Raw genomic sequence first — 16,025 nt, forward strand, 5'->3', positions numbered from 1 at the left:
GTGATTATGTGTTGCAAAAGTAGGAAAAATGATGCTTTGGTGGTCTCGTTTTACGTATATTAACACTGCGTGCGCCCTTTTTCCGCATGTTTTCTATGGCTGTCGTGGGGGAAAAGACTGCCGTTTCCGTCATTAACGGTAGGAAGTGACGGGGCGGACGGAGGGCTTTCGCCCTGCCGCCACATGAACATACTCTGATAAAATATGAATAATGAAGCATAAATCGTGTTTTTCAACCTTGGTATTGTCGGCGTTTTTGATGATGACAGGGCTGCTGCCGTGCGGCGCGCAGTCGATGAATCTGGACTCTCTGACGCGTGTCAACAACCGGCATGACCCATTGCCGAAGCTCTCTGCCACGTTGCAGGCGGGCTTTAACGTAAGTTCCGATGCCAGTGTCGCCTGGGAATTGGGCGCGGCTTGGTATCCCATGACCTACGCGGGTTTGAGTCTGTCGCTGGAGTTGGACGACAACAAGGGTAAAAAAGGCCTGTTGGTGAGTACGGATAATGGCCGTGAGGAGTATGATTCCGAACGCGTCATACGGCTCAACCTGCATCCTTCGCTCGCTTTTCGTACGCCACGGCTGTGGATAGGACGCCGTCGTAGCGTGGGCGTGATGTTGGAATGCAATCCCGGATTGGTCCTTTCGTTTCCCCGTAACGACAGCAAGTGGGTCGATTCGTGGCCTTTTGGTGAAGAAGTAACGGAGATAAACGGCAGGAAAGCATACAGACGCCGCCACCTGAAGAACCGTGATGGCGAGTGGCTGGCCTGGCGGGTGCGCACCGCTTTGAGTTTTTGTACCGACGATGGCGCCATCTCCATTGGTTACAGCGTGTCTAACTACGACATCAATTCGTGTCGGAACAACCTCTATTATCAAGGTAAACGGGTGGGAGGCGTTGACCATTTGAGCATGACTCGCTCGCTCTTTATCTCTCTTTCGGCCTTTTTCTGACGTTATGATGGCGACGCGACGCGATCGATCGTGGCGTTTCATTTACTTCGTTGTCATTCTGCCGGATTGCGTCAGCCATGGCGCAATCCGGCCGTTGTTTGTTGTTGTTTGGCATGTTTTTTGTACTTTTGCTATTCATAATGAAAGGATGATTTTTTAATTAAAGATTTATGTAACTCAAAAATGGAGATAATTAAGAATCAGGAGTTTGGCGGTGAACGTCCACTCTTTGGGATAACAGACACGCGTTTAGAGCATATAACCATCGTAGATGGTGAGTCGGGCGTCAAATGTTGTAAGAATTTGGAGTGTGATTCTTCCGAGTTCTATGGCAAATACCCTTGGTGGCATGTAGACGGATCGGTCATTACGAACTGCTATTTTGCGCCCGAAAGCCGGTCGGCCATCTGGTATAGCGACAATATGGTGATGAAAGACTGCGTGATCGACGGCCCGAAGTTCTTCCGAGAGATGAAGAATCTGGAGTTGGAAAACGTGAAGATAACCGATGCCGACGAAACCTTCTGGAAGGTGGATGGGCTGAAACTGAAGAACGTAGAACTGCATGAGGGCACTTATCCTTTCATGTTTTCAAAGAATATTTATGTAGACGGGCTGGTGAGTGACGCTAAATACGTGTTTCAGTATTGTGAAAACGTAGAGGTGCATCATGCCAAGATTACGACGAAAGATAGTTTTTGGGAGTGCGAAAACGTGACGGTGTACGATTCGGAACTCGACGGTGAGTATCTGGCGTGGCACTCTAAGAACGTGAAACTGGTGCGTTGCCACATCAGCGGTGAGCAACCTTTGTGCTATCTTGATAGTATCACGCTGGAGGATTGCACCTTCGATGCTGCCTGCGACCGTACTTTTGAGGATTGTCGCAATATCAACGCGACCATTCGTGGCAAGATAACGGAGATAAAGAACCCCATCAGTGGGCGTATCGTGGCCGATGAAGTAGGTCGGATAACCTATGATGCCTTTGCCAAGGGCAGGGATTGCGAGATTGTAAGCCGTAGCTGCTCCTCCCAAGAGTCGTCAAGTCTGGCGGAATAAAGCAGACGAAAGGTGGGGATACTTGCACATTGAATATTTGATACTTTACATCATATTATGGTAAAATACGATTTTGATAAACTGACAGAGCGTCGGGGCACCAATTCTTACAAGTGGGATGTGCTCGACGACGCGGATGTGCTGCCGATGTGGGTGGCTGATATGGACTTCGAGGTGGCTCCTGCCATCACGAAAGCGTTGCAGGAGCGTGTGGTACAAGGCATTTTCGGCTATACGAAGGTGCCCGATAGCTATTATGAAGCCATCGTTGGCTGGTTCAAACGTCGTCACGACTGGACGATAGAGCGCGACTGGATTCTTTATACCACCGGTGTGGTGCCTGCGGTCAGCTGTACGCTCAAGGCATTGACGCTGCCGGGCGAGAAAGTTTTGTTGCAGACGCCGGCCTATAACTGCTTTTTCTCTTCGATAACCAACAGCGGTTGCCAGCTTGCGGAGAACGAGTTGATCTATGAGAACGGTACTTATCATATCGATTTCGATGATTTCGAGCGCAAGTGTGCCGACGAAAAGACGACTGTTTTTCTGCTTTGCAATCCTCATAATCCTGCCGGTAGGGTGTGGAAGCGTGAAGAGTTGGAGCGGATGAACGCCATCTGCCTGAAGCACGGTGTGAAAGTGGTGTCGGACGAGATACACTGCGAACTGGTCATGCCGGGCTTCCGGTTTGTTCCTTTTGCGTCGGTGTCGGACGCGTGTCGTGACAACTGCGTCGTTCTGAACTCACCATCGAAGTCTTTCAACATAGCGGGGCTACAGATAGCCAATATCATTTGTGCCGACAGGGCTGTGCGTCGCCGTATTGAAAGGGCTATTAATATCAATGAGGTGTGCGATGTCAATCCGTTTGGCGTGCTGGCCTTGCAAGCTGCTTACAATGAAGGCGGGGAGTGGTTGGACCAACTCAATGCTTACATTCATGGCAACTATGAACTCGTGAAAGAGTTTGTGGCAACGGAAATGCCGAAGTTGAAGGTGGTTAGAATGGAGGGAACCTACCTCATTTGGCTTGATGTGTTGGGGCTGGAATTTACTTCGGACGAACTGACGGCCAAACTCTTGAAGGAAGCTAAGGTGATGGTGAACAGCGGAACGATGTATGGGCAGCGTGCCGGTCAGGGCTTTATTCGCCTTAATATCGCCTGTCCGAGGGCGCGATTGCTCGAAGCTTTGAAGCGTATGGGTCGTTGTTTGGCCGAATACATGATAGATGAAGCGCACGGATGTCCGCTCTAACGGGAACCGATTTTTAGAAAAGAAAACAATAAAAGCAAAGAGGCTGACAACGTATCATGACGCGTTGTCAGCCTCTTTGCTTGAATAGAATAAGGTGTTTAGAGCTGAGGCGTTCCCCAGTATTTCACCTGTACCTCTTTGCCTTGGGCATTGTAGACGTGCAACCGCAGCTGTCCGCCGTTGTGATCGAAGAATTTTACCTCGATGGGATGTAAACCGGCTTTCATCGCGTGTTGACCTATGATCTCGCGAGGAGAGTGCTCTCCGTCGTTGTCTACAACCATCTGATGGTCGATTTTCAGCGTACTGCCGTCGTCGGAAAGTAGCGCAAAGGTGTAGATACCATCCTCCGGCACCTGAATATAACCGGTGATGATAAGTCCGATATTGCCTTTCACGCTGTCGGGAATCATCACTCCATTTACAGTATAGCAGCCGTTGACGGGCGCGGCTTCGATTCCGGCACAGTCGGCACCGGTGTATTCGTGCCATTCCGCACTGAGACCTTCTGACAAATCAGCCACTTCGATAGCCTCGCTTGGCGTTTCCTTGCGGTAGGAAACTTTGACGAAAGCGTCCTTTCGACCATCGGTGGCAAACGAACGGAAGATAAAATCAGTGTTGCGGTCGATCTCGAAGGGGCCCGTATAGCGTTTAGAATGTTCGTTGGGCAGTGTTCCGTCGGTGGTATAGCGTATCACCGCCTGCGGATCTTGGCAGTTGACGCTGACCGTTCCTCGGTCTCCCGTGAAGACATTGGTGGTGTGGAAGCCGGTCAGATCGGGCAGACGATAGGTGACGCCCAACTTCTGAAGGCGCGTGTAATGCTTGATGAGGCGGCAGTTGAAGTCCTCGAACTTCGCGTTCGCGGGCTTACCCCAACCCAATTCGGCCACGGCCAGCATGCGGGGGAATGCCATATACATCATGCGGTTGCGCGATGGCACCCATTCTGTCCACAAATTACCCTGCACACCCAGTATAAGCGCTTTCTCAGTAGTCGTCAAATTGTCGGGTTGTGGGTTGAAAGCATAGAGGTTGATGAGCGATTTACCACCCTCATCGTAGTCTAAATAGAACGGAACGTTGGGCGTACAGATGAACTTATTGCCGTGACTGGTGGTCTGTTTCATGGCATTGGGTGCCCAAGTGCGCCACCACATGACGGTAGAAGTCGCGCCGAGGCCGCCTTCTATGATTTCATCCCAGCCGATCATGGTACGTCCGTGCTGGTTGAAGAACCGTTCCATCTCGTGATTGAACCACGATTGCAGTTGCGATTCGGTCTTCAACCGGTGCGATTCCATGCGTTTCTGGCAGTCGGGGCACTGCTTCCAGTTCTTCATATCCACTTCGTCGCCGCCTATGTGTACGTATTCATAGGGGAAAAGGTCGAAAACCTCGCTCCATACATCCTTACAGAACTGTAGCATCTTATCCTTTCCGGGACACATCGGGGTTGTAAAGACGGTGCCCCAGCCGGTCTGTGGGAAGCACGAAAGGCCGTCGTAGTTGGCGATGGCAGCCAAACTGTGGCCCGGCATGTCGATTTCGGGAATGACATCAATGCCCCGTATTTTGGCGTAGGCTACGATATCGCGCACCTGTGCCTGTGTATAGAAGCCGCCATATTCCTGCTGCCCCTGCCCATTCGTGCGAATCTTGTCCGCGGGAAGATTGAAATCGGGATTGTCTTCGGCCACGGCCCGCCGCATGCAGACCGAGTCCTGGTTGTTGAACGTGCGCCAGCCGCCGCGTTGCGTGAGCAGAGGATATTTCTTTATTTCGATTCTCCAGCCTTGATCGTCGGTCAGGTGCCAGTGGAACTTGTCTATTTTATAGAGCGCCAGCACGTCGAGCAATTCTTTCACCTCGTCTACCGAGAAGAAATGGCGCGAGCAGTCGAGCTCCATTCCACGCCATTCGAAGCGGGGTTGGTCGGTAATGTTGACATAGGGTAGGGTCCATCGGCGGACGTCGACAGCCTGACGGGACTCGATGTCGTCGGGAAAAAGCTGGCGTAAGGTTGCTATTCCGTTAATGACGCCACGATAGTCGTTGCCCGTGATGGCCACGCCTTGCGCGTCAACACGCAACCGGTAGCCTCCGGCGGCACCCTGTCCGGTCATGGAAAGGCGAATTCGGCCCTTGCCGTTGTTCTTTACCTTAACCTGACAGCCCGTCGGCCGGGCCAGCATGGCGGCCAGATAGTCGGCCGCGGGATGCAGTTGCGCGCTGCTACAGCCAATGGTGATTTGCCCGGAGGGTAGGGTGTAGGTGCCCGAAGCCCAGCTCACGCTGCTTGGAACGGGGATGATGGCCGGTTGTTGAGCCGCGGCTACCATGCCTAAAGCCAGCAGGCAGAGCGTGAAAAATGTTCGGATTGTTTTCATTTAGAGTCTATTTGATGGATTGTTGCCACAAAAGTACGGTTTATTTTGCTTATTTCCAACCGATTGGAGCAAAAAGAAGAGGCTGAACCTTCAACGGATTCAGCCTCTTGCTTATCATTGTGTTTGATAGAGCTGCTTAGAGATTGGGATTCATTTCCTTCCACTGGTCAACCGGAGGAACGATTCCGAGCGCGACAATCTCGTCGCGCATCTTGCAAAGGTGCTCGTAAGACTTCTGCAAACCGGCCAGTTCCTCTTCGGTTCCTGTAGGCTCCGTGAAGTGGACACCCGTCTTGTCGATGGTCGTCGGCATAGCCATCATGACGTTTTTGAAGCCCAGCTTTTCGTTGCAAACATAGCAACCTGCGGGCAAGGTGAACGTTGCGCCACCCATGGCAGCCTCGATCATCTTCACGGCGTTATAGGCCGGACTTTGGAAAGAGCTGCGACCGCGCAGTTTGATGATGTTGGAACCGCCCTGAACAGTGTGGTGTTTAATTTCTTCCCAACGCTCGTCGCTGAGGCCCATCTCTGCCAATGGCTTACCGTCAACCTTCACCTGCGAGGCGAAAACAGCCATCTGCTCGCCGTGGCCACCGTAAGTGTGGGCACCGGTAACCGTGTCCTGTTGTACGCCGAACTCTTCAGCCAAAGCCTGTTGTAGGCGGGTAGAGTCGAGAGCGGCCAACGAAGTCAGCTGGTTGGGCTTCAAACCGGAGTGAATCAAGGTGGTGAGAGCGGTAACATCGGCCGGGTTGAAGATCACAACCACGTGCTCTACTTCGGGGCAATACTTCTTGATGTTGTCACCAAACTCGGCGGCAATCTTACAGTTACCTTTCAACAGGTCTTCACGAGTCATGCCTTCCTTGCGAGGAGCGCCACCCGAAGAGATGATATACTTGGCACCCGTGAACGCCTTTTCAGGGTCAGTGGTCCAGCTGAGCTTAGCGCCCGGGAACGCGCATTGTGCCATCTCGTCGTAAACGCCGTGCACACCCGGCTCAAAGATATCGTAGAGACAAATGTTGGGAGTAAGACCGAGCATTAAGGCGCTCTGTACCATGTTGGAACCGATCATGCCGCCTGCGCCGACGATGACCAGTTTGTCATTCGTTAAATAATTCATAACTGTAAACTTATTATTAATTTAAATATGTATGGATGCACAAACAGCGTTGAAACGAAATCTTTAGGTTTCGATTCTTTTGTAAAGATAGTGCCAGTGAGCGCAATGAAAGCTTGCTTTCAAATTGCCGAGCGCCGCCTATCTTCTGCAAAGATAATAAAAAAAGCGTATCGTTTTCATTTATGCCGTCTTTAATTTGTTGTTAATTCTTAAAAAGAATATCTTTGTAAAGTCTATATTACAAAATAAAGATGAAAGAGCAAATACGTCAACGATTGGCAGCCCTGCGCTCACTGATGAGCCGCGAAAAGATGGCTGCGTTTATTTTTCCCAGTACAGACGCGCATAACAGCGAATATGTGGCCGACCATTGGAAGATCCGCGAGTGGATTTCGGGTTTCGACGGCTCAGCCGGCACCGTTGTCGTGACGATGAATGAGGCCGCTCTATGGACCGATTCGCGCTATTTTCTGGCTGCCGAAAAGCAGTTGGAGGGCACGGGAATCGTGCTGATGCGCCTGAAAATGCCCGGTACGCCCACCATTGCCGAATGGCTGGGACGGGTCTTGGCCGACTCCGAGAGCAAGGAAGTGGGGTTAGACGGATGGGTGAACAGCGCCGCCGAGGTAGACGCGCTTACGCAAGAGCTGCGCAAACAAGGCGGACTGACCCTGCGTGTGAACCTCGACCCGATGCGGACGCTGTGGATCGATAGGCCGCCCATCCCGCAAAATCCTGTCGAGGTGCAGCCCATAGAGCTGGCCGGCGAAACCGCCGCGTCCAAACTAGCGCGCGTACGCGAGGCGCTGCGTGCGCAACACTGCGACGGCATGCTCATGTCGGCCCTCGACGACATCGCATGGACGCTCAACCTGCGTGGCACCGACGTGCATTGCAACCCCGTCTTCGTGGCCTATCTCGTGGTGGAACCCGAACGGACGACTCTCTTTGTGCAGCCCGAGAAGCTGACGGATGAGGTAAGGGATTACCTGACGACACAGGGCGTGGCGGTAAGAGACTACAGCGACGTGGCCGACTACCTGCGGCACGACTATTTCGCCTACAACATCCTGATGGATGAGAACGAAACCAACAGCTATCTGATGGCCTGTATGAAGGACAACCGGGCGCAGGTGGTGCGACGGCCGTCGCCCGTTCCGCAGATGAAAGCCGTGAAGAACGAAGCCGAAATCGACGGTTTCCGGCGAGCCATGACCCGTGACGGCGTGGCCATGGTGAAGTTTCTGAAATGGCTGCGCCCTGCCGTTGAGGCCGGAGACGTGACCGAAATGACCGTCGCCGATAAGCTGCTGGCCCTGCGCAGGGAACAACCGCTCTTCCGAGATATATCCTTCGACACGATAGCGGGCTACGCGGCCCACGGTGCCATCGTGCATTACGAGGCTACACCGCAGACCGACGTGGCGTTGAAGCCTTGCGGGTTCGTGCTTATCGACAGTGGAGCGCAGTATCAAGATGGCACCACCGACATCACTCGTACCGTGGCCTTGGGGCCCGTGACCGAGGAAGAGAAACGTGTCTATACGCTCGTGCTGAAAGGTCATATACAACTGGAGTTGGCCAAGTTTCCCGAGAACGTCAGCGGCACGCAGCTCGACGCCCTGGCCCGTGAGGCGATGTGGCGAGAGGGGATGAACTATCTCCACGGTACGGGCCATGGCGTGGGAAGTTATCTCAACGTGCACGAAGGCCCGCACCAGATCCGGATGGAGTACAAACCGGCGCCATTGCGGGCCGGTATGACCGTGACCGACGAACCGGGAATCTATTTGGCCGGCCGTTTCGGCGTGCGCATCGAGAATACTTTGCTCATTTGCCCCTATCTGGAAACCGAGTTCGGCCGTTTTCTCCAAATGGAATCGCTCACCCTTTGTCCCATTGATACGGTCCCCATTGCCCGCGAACTGCTGACCGACGAGGAAATAGCGTGGCTCAACGACTACCATCAGCTCGTCTACGACCGCCTCTCGCCGTTGCTCAATGCCGATGAACAGGCTTGGCTGCGCGAAGCTACCCAGCCGTTGGCGTGAACAGATGACAGCTTCAGGCCGGTGCGTTGTCCGGACCGGAAAAGTGTTAAAGACTGTCATCTTTTTTGACATCATCTCCCAAATGACGCTCTTATTTTCGTTCAAGTCCATCCTTTGTCGGTTTTAAACGAAAATAAGGGCGTTTTGTTATATTGTTGATAATCAGCTTGTTGAGTGCGTATTTTTGTAAAATGACAGTGTTTGCTGTCAGCAAAATGCCTGTTTTTGGCCTCCATTTGCAGCTCTTTTGCAACGCAAAAGGGCTGCTTTGACTTGCTCATCGCTGTGCTTTTAGCTCCTGAAAGCATAGCTTTGACAATTTTAGGAGCGTTTTCTATGCTTTTCAAAGCTGATATATCGGTTTTTGAAAGCTATTTGCGTGTCTGTTCAAGTGTTAAGAAACGCTCCGCTTTCTTTACATCGTTTGACGTATATATCGTTTTGTCTTGACCGTTGGGGAATAAATAACCTGCTGTTGTAAGGAGAAAAAACGTAAGGAAGTGGACACTTCCCGCTTCATGAAGAACTGACATATATTATAATTAAGGAGAAGGAAATTGGCTAAATAATTTGGTAATTGCTTAAAAATCATGTAACTTTGCAGCCGCTTATCGTGGTATTGTGTCCGATTTGGGGCTAACCGGTTGAGCTTTAGGTAAATAAATAACAATTTTAAATTCAAAACGAAAAATGATTATTGTACCCGTAAAAGATGGTGAAAACATCGAGAGAGCTCTCAAGAAGTTCAAGAGAAAATTCGAAAAGACAGGTGTTGTAAAGGAGCTTCGCGCTCGTCAGCAGTACAACAAGCCGTCGGTCTTGAAGAGACTCAAGATGGAGCATGCCATTTACGTGCAGCAGTTGCGCACGAACGAGGAATAATTGCGTAAATTCCCGTTAAAAGTTTGGTAGTTTAAAATTATTTCCGTATATTCGTTGCCAAAAGAAAGTCTTAGCAACGCATGATGACGATAGCAGATTTTTTGAACTACTTGCAGTATGAGCGCAATCGCTCGGTGCTGACAGTAAAAAGCTATACGGAGGATTTGAGTGCCTTCGAAGCCTATTTCAAGAATTTGAGTGGTCATCTCTCTTGGGAGTCGGTCGACTCTGATGTGATCCGTGACTGGATGGAGAGCATGATAGATAAGGGGAATAGTGCAACCTCAGTAAACAGACGTCTGAGCGCATTACGTTCCTTTTATCGTTTTGCCCTTTCGCGAGGATGGGTCGAAAAAGACCCGGCAAGGCAAGTGAGCAGTCCGAAAAAGGAGAAGCCTTTGCCGCAATTCGTGAAAGAAAATGATATCGACCGACTTTTGGAGCCGTCAATGTGGGGAGATTCTTATAAGGATGTACGCGCGCGTACTATTATAATGCTCTTCTACGAAACCGGTATTCGCCTTTCGGAGCTTACGGGCTTGGATAATTCCGCGGTGGATTTTATCAACAGGCAGATAAAGGTGACGGGCAAAAGAAATAAACAACGTATCGTTCCTTTTGGCGAAGAGCTTGATCGGCAGCTGAAAGCCTATATGAAACTTCGTGAAGAGAAGATTGTCGGCGACAGACAGGCGCTTTTCCTGACGGAGAAAGGAGAACGCATGACGGCTGTGCAGGTCAGGTATGAAGTTCAGAAAAACTTGGAACGGACGTGTACGTTGAAGAAACGTACGCCCCATGTGCTAAGACATTCCTTTGCCACGGCGATGTTGAACCATCGCGCCGGTTTGGAAAGCGTGAAGAAGCTGCTCGGACATGAAAGTCTCTCTACGACGGAGATTTATACACACACAACTTTTGAGCAGTTGAAACAAGTTTATACTGAAGCCCATCCCAGGGCGTAACCTTATTAAAATTGGAGGTCACTATGGAAGTAATGATTAAGTCGATTCACTTCGACACTACCGAGAAGTTACAGGCGTTTATCGAAAAGAAAGTCGCCAAGTTAGGAAAAACTTACGAAGATATACAGAAAGTAGAGGTGCAATTAAAAGTCGTAAAGCCGGCGACAGCCATGAACAAGAACGTAAGCATTACGGTGAATGTGGCAGGCAAGGCTCTTTTTGCCGAGAAGACGTGTGATACTTTTGAAGAGGGTGTAGATCAAGTGGTAGACTCCTTGAAAGTGCAACTGACGAAATTTAAGGAAAAAGTGCGCAACCGGTAAAAAAAAACGGAAAAGTTTTGGAATATAAAAAATAAGTCGTATCTTTGCAGCCGTTTTACAACACGTCTATTTAAGGCCGTTAAGCGGCTGCGAAGACATGCCTCTTTAGCTCAGTTGGCCAGAGCACGTGATTTGTAATCTCGGGGTCGTTGGTTCGAATCCGACAAGAGGCTCAGGGGAATCTTGTAAAAAGAAGAAACTTCTGCGCGAACATAATAAGGGTAGTTTCCAGAGTGGCCAAATGGGGCAGACTGTAAATCTGCTGCTTCTTGCTTCGGTGGTTCGAATCCATCACTACCCACATCGGAAAAGTGAACGTTTCAGAGACTATATAATATATTAAGGTGTAGTCAAAAAACAATATATGCGGAAATAGCTCAGTTGATAGAGCACTAGCCTTCCAAGCTGGGGGTCGCGGGTTTGAGCCCCGTTTTCCGCTCTCTTTGCTGTAATAGCTCAGTGGTAGAGCACTTCCTTGGTAAGGAAGAGGTCCTGAGTTCAACTCTCAGTTACAGCTCTCGCTTCCGATTCTGGATGATAGATGAAGAAAACAAAGATTATTCAATATAATTGCAAATAAAATTTTTAAGCTATGGCTAAAGAGACATTCCAGCGTACCAAGCCGCATGTTAACATTGGTACTATCGGTCACGTAGACCACGGTAAGACAACTTTGACAGCTGCCATTTCTAAGACTCTTCACGATAAGGGTTTCGGTAATGAAGATGTTAAGTCTTTTGATCAGATTGACAACGCTCCTGAAGAAAAAGAGCGTGGTATTACCATTAACTCTGCTCATATTGAGTATGAAACAGCAAAGCGTCACTACGCGCACGTAGACTGCCCGGGTCACGCCGACTATGTGAAGAACATGGTTACCGGTGCTGCCCAGATGGACGGTGCTATCTTGGTTGTAGCTGCTACTGATGGTCCTATGCCTCAGACACGTGAGCACGTTCTTTTGGCTCGTCAGGTAAACGTACCCCGTTTGGTTGTATTCCTGAACAAGTGCGATATGGTTGAAGACGAGGAAATGCTTGAACTCGTTGAGATGGAGGTTCGCGAAATCCTTGAGCAGTATGACTTCGAGGAAGATACTCCTATCATCCGCGGTTCAGCACTCGGTGCTTTGAACGGTGTAGAGAAATGGGTTGACCGTGTAATGGACCTCATGAATACCGTTGATGAGTGGATTCAGGAGCCTCCTCGCGCTACTGATAAGCCGTTCTTGATGCCTATCGAGGATGTATTCTCAATCACAGGTCGTGGTACCGTAGCTACCGGTCGTATCGAGACAGGTGTTATCCACGTAGGTGATGAAGTAGAATTGCTCGGTCTCGGTGAGGACAAGAAGTCTGTTGTAACAGGTGTTGAAATGTTCCGTAAGATTTTGGACGAAGGTCAGGCCGGTGATAACGTAGGTTTGTTGCTCCGTGGTATCGATAAGAACGAAATTAAGCGTGGTATGGTACTTTGCCATCCCGGACAGATCAAACCGTTCAAGAAGTTCAAGGCTTCTATCTATGTACTGAAGAAGGAAGAAGGTGGTCGTCATACTCCATTCGGAAACAAGTATCGTCCACAGTTCTACCTCCGTACAATGGACTGCACAGGTGAAATCACATTGCCCGAAGGCGTAGACATGGTTATGCCCGGTGATAACGTTGAAATCACTGTAGAGTTGATCTACGCTGTTGCTTTGAACCAAGGTCTCCGTTTCGCTATCCGCGAAGGTGGTCGTACGGTTGGTTCCGGTCAGATTACAGAAGTATACGAAGACTAATATCGTCTAACGATATAGAAGTTCCCGCTACTGCGGTGGCGGGAACTTTTTTACGGGTTTAGCTCAGTTGGTAGAGCACTGGTCTCCAAAACCAGGTGTCGGGGGTTCGAGCCCTCCAACCCGTGCCAATCAGAAGATAATATGAATAAGATCGTAAATTATTGCAAAGCTTGTTATCAAGAGCTTGCTCATAGAACAACTTGGCCTACACGTGCCGAACTGACCCACAGCGCAATGGTTGTATTATCTGCTACCCTTGTCATTGCGCTTGTAGTGTTCTGCATGGATAGTGTGTTTAAATTTGTGATGAGCATGATTTACCCTAATTAAACAAGGACATGGCTGGTTCAAAAAAGAATTGGTATGTAGTAAAAGCCGTTAGTGGAAAAGAGGCTAAACTCAAAGAATACATTGAGGCCGAAATGAAGCATAACGACTTGTTGGCTGCCAATGTTTATCAAGTGCTGATTCCTGTAGAGAAGCATGCTTCTCTCAGAAATGGCAAACGTGTAGTCAAGGAGAAAGTTTCTCTTCCTGGCTATGTTTTTGTTGAAGCGAACTTAATTGGCGATGTGGCTCATACATTGCGCTTTATGCCTAATTGTCTGGGCTTCTTAGGTGGACTTGATAATCCGTCTCCGGTTCCTCTGTCGGATATAAACCGTATGTTGGGTACAGCCGAGGAGACCGAGATTGAAGATACGGTCACGATCCCTTATGTAGTGGATGAGACTGTGAAAGTAACGGATGGTCCGTTCAGCGGGTTCAGCGGCGTTATCGAAGAAGTGAATGCGGAAAAGCATAAACTCAAGGTAATGGTGAAGATATTCGGTCGCAAAACTCCGTTGGAACTTGGTTTCATGCAAGTAGAAAAAGAAGGATAAAATTTATTGTTACGTTATTTTATCCAAACAAGCTGGAGTAGCTTCCATTCTTTCAGCTGATATATAAAACAATTAATTATTAACAAAAGAAATGGCTAAAGAAGTTGCTGGATTAATCAAATTACAGATTAAAGGTGGCGCTGCGAATCCTTCTCCTCCTGTAGGACCTGCACTTGGTTCTAAGGGTATCAATATCATGGGATTCTGTAAGGAGTTCAATGCCCGCACCCAGGATAAGGCAGGAAAGATTCTTCCTGTTGTTATCACTTACTATACCGACAAGTCATTCAGCTTCGAGATCAAGACTTCTCCCGCAGCGGTTCAGCTGAAAGAAGCAGCCAAGGTCAAGAGCGGCTCCGGCGAGCCCAACCGTAAGAAGGTTGGTTCCGTTACTTGGGAACAGGTACGGGTCATCGCTGAGGACAAGTTGAAGGATCTTAACTGTTTCACAGTAGAGTCAGCTATGAAGCTTGTAGCCGGTACAGCCCGTAGTATGGGTATCACTGTAAAAGGGGACTTCCCTGGTAAATAAAAAAAACTTCAATTAAGAAAATGAGTAAACTGACAAAAAATCAAAAATCAGTAGCAGAGAAGGTTGAAGCAGGGAAGACATACACATTGAAGGAAGCTACAGAGCTGGTTAAGGAAATTACCACAACTAAGTTTGAAGCTTCTGTCGATATGGATGTCCGTCTTGGTGTAGACCCTCGTAAGGCCAATCAGATGGTTCGCGGTGTTGTCTCATTGCCGAACGGTACCGGTAAGGTTACACGAGTTCTTGCTCTCTGTACTCCTGACCAGGAGGCTGCTGCTAAGGAAGCAGGTGCTGATTATGTTGGTCTTGATGAATATGTCGAGAAGATCAAAGGTGGTTGGACAGACATTGACGTCATTATCACCATGCCGTCTTGCATGGGCAAGCTTGGACCTTTGGGCCGTGTTCTCGGTCCTCGCGGTTTGATGCCAAACCCTAAGAGCGGAACTGTAACGATGGATGTTGCTAAGGCAGTTAAGGAAGTAAAGCAAGGTAAGATTGACTTTAAGGTTGACAAGGCTGGTATTATCCACACGTCAATTGGCAAGGTGAGTATGACCGCTGAACAGCTTTTTGGTAATGCTAAGGAGTTTATCTCTACGGTTGTCAAGCTGAAGCCTGCTGCCGCAAAAGGTACATATATCAAGAGTATCTTTATTTCGAGCACAATGAGTAAGGGTATCAAGATTGATCCTAAATCAGTTGAATAACTCTAAAAGTTTTGTAAAATGAAGAAAGAAGTAAAAGATACTGTTATTGTAGAGCTTGGACAGAAGATGAAGGAGTACGCTCACTTCTATCTGGTAGATGTTACCGGATTGAATGCTGAGGCAACTTCCAATCTCCGTCGCAAGTGTTTCCAGAAGGAGATCAAGATGGTCGTTGTAAAGAACAACCTTCTTCACAAGGCTTTTGAGGCTTCTGATGTGGATTATGAACCTATTTACACCGCTCTCAAGGGAAATACGGCTGTTTTATTCTCTAATACAGCGAATGTTCCGGCTAAGCTGCTGAAAGAATATGTTAAGGAAGGTATTCCTGCATTGAAGGCTGCTTATGCGGAAGAAAGCATCTATGTTGGTGCTGACAAACTTGATGAGCTTGCTGCTCTCAAGAGCAAGAACGAAGTTATCGCAGAGATTGTTGCTTTGCTCCAGTCTCCGACGAAGAACGTTGTTTCTGCTCTTCAGTCAGGCGCAAACACCATCCATGGTGTGCTCAAGACTTTAGGCGAGCGTCCTGAATAATACACACTTAAAGTCAATTAATTTTTTTAAGAACAAATTAAAATTATAAAATAAAATGGCAGACGTAAAAGCTATTGCAGAAGAATTAGTAAATCTTACTGTTAAGGAAGTTAATGAGTTGGCAACAGTCCTGAAGGACGAGTATGGTATTGAGCCTGCTGCTGCAGCTGTTGCTGTAGCTGCTGGTCCTGCTACCGCAGGTGCTGCTGCAGCTGAGGAGAAGTCATCTTTCGATGTAGTCCTCACAGAGGTTGGTGCTACAAAGCTCCAGGTTGTTAAGGCTGTTAAGGAAGCTTGTGGTCTCGGCTTGAAAGAAGCTAAGGATCTCGTAGACGGAGCTCCCGCTACCGTTAAGGAAGGTCTTTCTAAGGAAGAGGCTGCGAACCTGAAGAAGGCTATCGAAGAAGCCGGCGCTAAGGTTGAGCTTAAGTAATTAAACCTTTAAACTTTTCGAATATGGTTAGGATCTACTAAGTAGGTGGGTCCTAACCTTTTTGTGTCTTTTATCATAATTAGCTGCCGCGCTTGGGTGGCAGCCAATTAAAAAATAATT

Annotated in this window: 17 protein-coding genes and 5 tRNA genes; 19 read left to right on the plus strand and 3 right to left on the minus strand. The window is 48.9% G+C overall.

All coding sequences use genetic code 11. The annotated features are described in order from the left end of the window. Positions 1-211 precede the first annotated feature (211 nt). The 3 genes from JHU38_RS01805 to JHU38_RS01815 all read left to right on the plus strand — a co-directional run bounded on the left by JHU38_RS01805 (position 212) and on the right by JHU38_RS01815 (position 3,280). The gene (locus JHU38_RS01805) at positions 212-961 is read left to right on the plus strand and encodes a hypothetical protein (RefSeq protein WP_146157002.1); all 750 of its coding nucleotides are present in this window, start codon (positions 212-214) and stop codon (positions 959-961) included. 183 nt (positions 962-1,144) lie between these two features. Then, positions 1,145-2,023 carry a DUF3737 family protein gene (locus tag JHU38_RS01810; RefSeq protein WP_107581760.1) on the plus strand — a complete coding sequence of 293 codons (879 nt, stop codon included), beginning with the start codon at positions 1,145-1,147 and terminating at the stop codon, positions 2,021-2,023. Positions 2,024-2,080: 57 nt separating this feature from the next. Next, positions 2,081-3,280 carry a MalY/PatB family protein gene (locus JHU38_RS01815; protein ID WP_107581761.1) on the plus strand — a complete coding sequence of 400 codons (1,200 nt, stop codon included), beginning with the start codon at positions 2,081-2,083 and terminating at the stop codon, positions 3,278-3,280. A 98-nt stretch (positions 3,281-3,378) separates the two neighbouring features. On the opposite strand, the gene JHU38_RS01820 is transcribed toward JHU38_RS01815, so the two are convergent. Together JHU38_RS01820 and JHU38_RS01825 are read right to left on the minus strand one after the other, a co-directional pair. After that, positions 3,379-5,673, minus strand: a complete 2,295-nt coding sequence (locus JHU38_RS01820) for a family 20 glycosylhydrolase (RefSeq protein ID WP_107581762.1) — start codon at positions 5,671-5,673, stop codon at positions 3,379-3,381. Between the two features lie 136 nt (positions 5,674-5,809). Continuing rightward, positions 5,810-6,802 (minus strand): malate dehydrogenase, encoded by a 993-nt coding sequence (locus tag JHU38_RS01825; RefSeq protein WP_107581763.1) that lies wholly within the window; start codon positions 6,800-6,802, stop codon positions 5,810-5,812. Positions 6,803-7,053: 251 nt separating this feature from the next. On the opposite strand from JHU38_RS01825, the gene JHU38_RS01830 reads away from it, so the two are divergent. Beyond that, a complete protein-coding gene (locus JHU38_RS01830) occupies positions 7,054-8,853 on the plus strand; it encodes an aminopeptidase P family protein (protein WP_107581764.1) in 1,800 nt (599 codons plus the stop codon). Between the two features lie 101 nt (positions 8,854-8,954). On the opposite strand, the gene JHU38_RS01835 is transcribed toward JHU38_RS01830, so the two are convergent. Then, a complete protein-coding gene (locus JHU38_RS01835; protein WP_107581765.1) occupies positions 8,955-9,200 on the minus strand; it encodes a hypothetical protein in 246 nt (81 codons plus the stop codon). A gap of 343 nt (positions 9,201-9,543) precedes the next feature. Here JHU38_RS01835 and rpsU point away from each other — a divergent pair, with 343 nt between their 5' ends. From rpsU to rplL, 15 genes are all read left to right on the plus strand, one after another. After that, complete coding sequence (gene rpsU / locus JHU38_RS01840; protein WP_107581766.1) at positions 9,544-9,735, plus strand: 30S ribosomal protein S21; 192 nt, start codon at positions 9,544-9,546, stop codon at positions 9,733-9,735. Positions 9,736-9,818: 83 nt separating this feature from the next. Further along, on the plus strand, positions 9,819-10,700 hold the full coding sequence (xerC, locus tag JHU38_RS01845; protein ID WP_107582364.1) for a tyrosine recombinase XerC: 882 nt from the start codon (positions 9,819-9,821) through the stop codon (positions 10,698-10,700). A gap of 23 nt (positions 10,701-10,723) precedes the next feature. Further along, entirely contained in the window at positions 10,724-11,023 is a 300-nt protein-coding gene (gene hpf, locus JHU38_RS01850) for a ribosome hibernation-promoting factor, HPF/YfiA family (RefSeq protein ID WP_107582365.1), read from the plus strand. A 99-nt stretch (positions 11,024-11,122) separates the two neighbouring features. After that, positions 11,123-11,196: transfer RNA gene (locus JHU38_RS01855), tRNA-Thr, on the plus strand. A gap of 46 nt (positions 11,197-11,242) precedes the next feature. Beyond that, positions 11,243-11,324, plus strand: a tRNA-Tyr gene (locus tag JHU38_RS01860). A gap of 65 nt (positions 11,325-11,389) precedes the next feature. Continuing rightward, positions 11,390-11,462 (plus strand) — tRNA-Gly (locus JHU38_RS01865). 6 nt (positions 11,463-11,468) lie between these two features. After that, positions 11,469-11,540 (plus strand) — tRNA-Thr (locus JHU38_RS01870). A gap of 75 nt (positions 11,541-11,615) precedes the next feature. Next, on the plus strand, positions 11,616-12,806 hold the full coding sequence (gene tuf, locus JHU38_RS01875; protein WP_107581767.1) for an elongation factor Tu: 1,191 nt from the start codon (positions 11,616-11,618) through the stop codon (positions 12,804-12,806). 52 nt (positions 12,807-12,858) lie between these two features. Beyond that, a tRNA-Trp gene (locus JHU38_RS01880) sits at positions 12,859-12,934 on the plus strand. 13 nt (positions 12,935-12,947) lie between these two features. Then, positions 12,948-13,136, plus strand: a complete 189-nt coding sequence (gene secE, locus JHU38_RS01885) for a preprotein translocase subunit SecE (protein WP_107581768.1) — start codon at positions 12,948-12,950, stop codon at positions 13,134-13,136. 8 nt (positions 13,137-13,144) lie between these two features. Continuing rightward, entirely contained in the window at positions 13,145-13,690 is a 546-nt protein-coding gene (gene nusG, locus JHU38_RS01890) for a transcription termination/antitermination protein NusG (RefSeq protein ID WP_107581769.1), read from the plus strand. A 91-nt stretch (positions 13,691-13,781) separates the two neighbouring features. Beyond that, positions 13,782-14,222 carry a 50S ribosomal protein L11 gene (rplK, locus tag JHU38_RS01895; RefSeq protein WP_107581770.1) on the plus strand — a complete coding sequence of 147 codons (441 nt, stop codon included), beginning with the start codon at positions 13,782-13,784 and terminating at the stop codon, positions 14,220-14,222. Positions 14,223-14,242: 20 nt separating this feature from the next. Then, a complete protein-coding gene (gene rplA, locus JHU38_RS01900) occupies positions 14,243-14,935 on the plus strand; it encodes a 50S ribosomal protein L1 (RefSeq protein WP_107581771.1) in 693 nt (230 codons plus the stop codon). Between the two features lie 18 nt (positions 14,936-14,953). Continuing rightward, entirely contained in the window at positions 14,954-15,472 is a 519-nt protein-coding gene (gene rplJ / locus JHU38_RS01905) for a 50S ribosomal protein L10 (protein ID WP_107581772.1), read from the plus strand. Positions 15,473-15,527: 55 nt separating this feature from the next. Continuing rightward, positions 15,528-15,905: a 50S ribosomal protein L7/L12 gene (gene rplL / locus JHU38_RS01910; RefSeq protein WP_107581773.1), complete on the plus strand. Its 378-nt coding sequence runs from the start codon at positions 15,528-15,530 to the stop codon at positions 15,903-15,905. Positions 15,906-16,025: the final 120 nt, after the last annotated feature.

Origin of the sequence: Prevotella illustrans (assembly GCF_017426725.1) — a bacterium.
Classification (GTDB): Bacteria; Bacteroidota; Bacteroidia; order Bacteroidales; family Bacteroidaceae; genus Prevotella; species Prevotella illustrans.

What these genes read in the sequence shown, in the direction of transcription:
- JHU38_RS01805 (WP_146157002.1), top strand. Translation starts at nt 212, where the DNA reads ATGAAGCATAAATCGTGTTTTTCAACCTTGGTATTGTCGGCGTTTTTG.
- JHU38_RS01810 (WP_107581760.1), top strand. Translation starts at nt 1,145, where the DNA reads ATGGAGATAATTAAGAATCAGGAGTTTGGCGGTGAACGTCCACTCTTT.
- JHU38_RS01815 (WP_107581761.1), top strand. Translation starts at nt 2,081, where the DNA reads ATGGTAAAATACGATTTTGATAAACTGACAGAGCGTCGGGGCACCAAT.
- JHU38_RS01820 (WP_107581762.1), bottom strand. Translation starts at nt 5,673, where the DNA reads ATGAAAACAATCCGAACATTTTTCACGCTCTGCCTGCTGGCTTTAGGC.
- JHU38_RS01825 (WP_107581763.1), bottom strand. Translation starts at nt 6,802, where the DNA reads ATGAATTATTTAACGAATGACAAACTGGTCATCGTCGGCGCAGGCGGC.
- JHU38_RS01830 (WP_107581764.1), top strand. Translation starts at nt 7,054, where the DNA reads ATGAAAGAGCAAATACGTCAACGATTGGCAGCCCTGCGCTCACTGATG.
- rpsU (WP_107581766.1), top strand. Translation starts at nt 9,544, where the DNA reads ATGATTATTGTACCCGTAAAAGATGGTGAAAACATCGAGAGAGCTCTC.
- xerC (WP_107582364.1), top strand. Translation starts at nt 9,819, where the DNA reads ATGACGATAGCAGATTTTTTGAACTACTTGCAGTATGAGCGCAATCGC.
- hpf (WP_107582365.1), top strand. Translation starts at nt 10,724, where the DNA reads ATGGAAGTAATGATTAAGTCGATTCACTTCGACACTACCGAGAAGTTA.
- tuf (WP_107581767.1), top strand. Translation starts at nt 11,616, where the DNA reads ATGGCTAAAGAGACATTCCAGCGTACCAAGCCGCATGTTAACATTGGT.
- secE (WP_107581768.1), top strand. Translation starts at nt 12,948, where the DNA reads ATGAATAAGATCGTAAATTATTGCAAAGCTTGTTATCAAGAGCTTGCT.
- nusG (WP_107581769.1), top strand. Translation starts at nt 13,145, where the DNA reads ATGGCTGGTTCAAAAAAGAATTGGTATGTAGTAAAAGCCGTTAGTGGA.
- rplK (WP_107581770.1), top strand. Translation starts at nt 13,782, where the DNA reads ATGGCTAAAGAAGTTGCTGGATTAATCAAATTACAGATTAAAGGTGGC.
- rplA (WP_107581771.1), top strand. Translation starts at nt 14,243, where the DNA reads ATGAGTAAACTGACAAAAAATCAAAAATCAGTAGCAGAGAAGGTTGAA.
- rplJ (WP_107581772.1), top strand. Translation starts at nt 14,954, where the DNA reads ATGAAGAAAGAAGTAAAAGATACTGTTATTGTAGAGCTTGGACAGAAG.
- rplL (WP_107581773.1), top strand. Translation starts at nt 15,528, where the DNA reads ATGGCAGACGTAAAAGCTATTGCAGAAGAATTAGTAAATCTTACTGTT.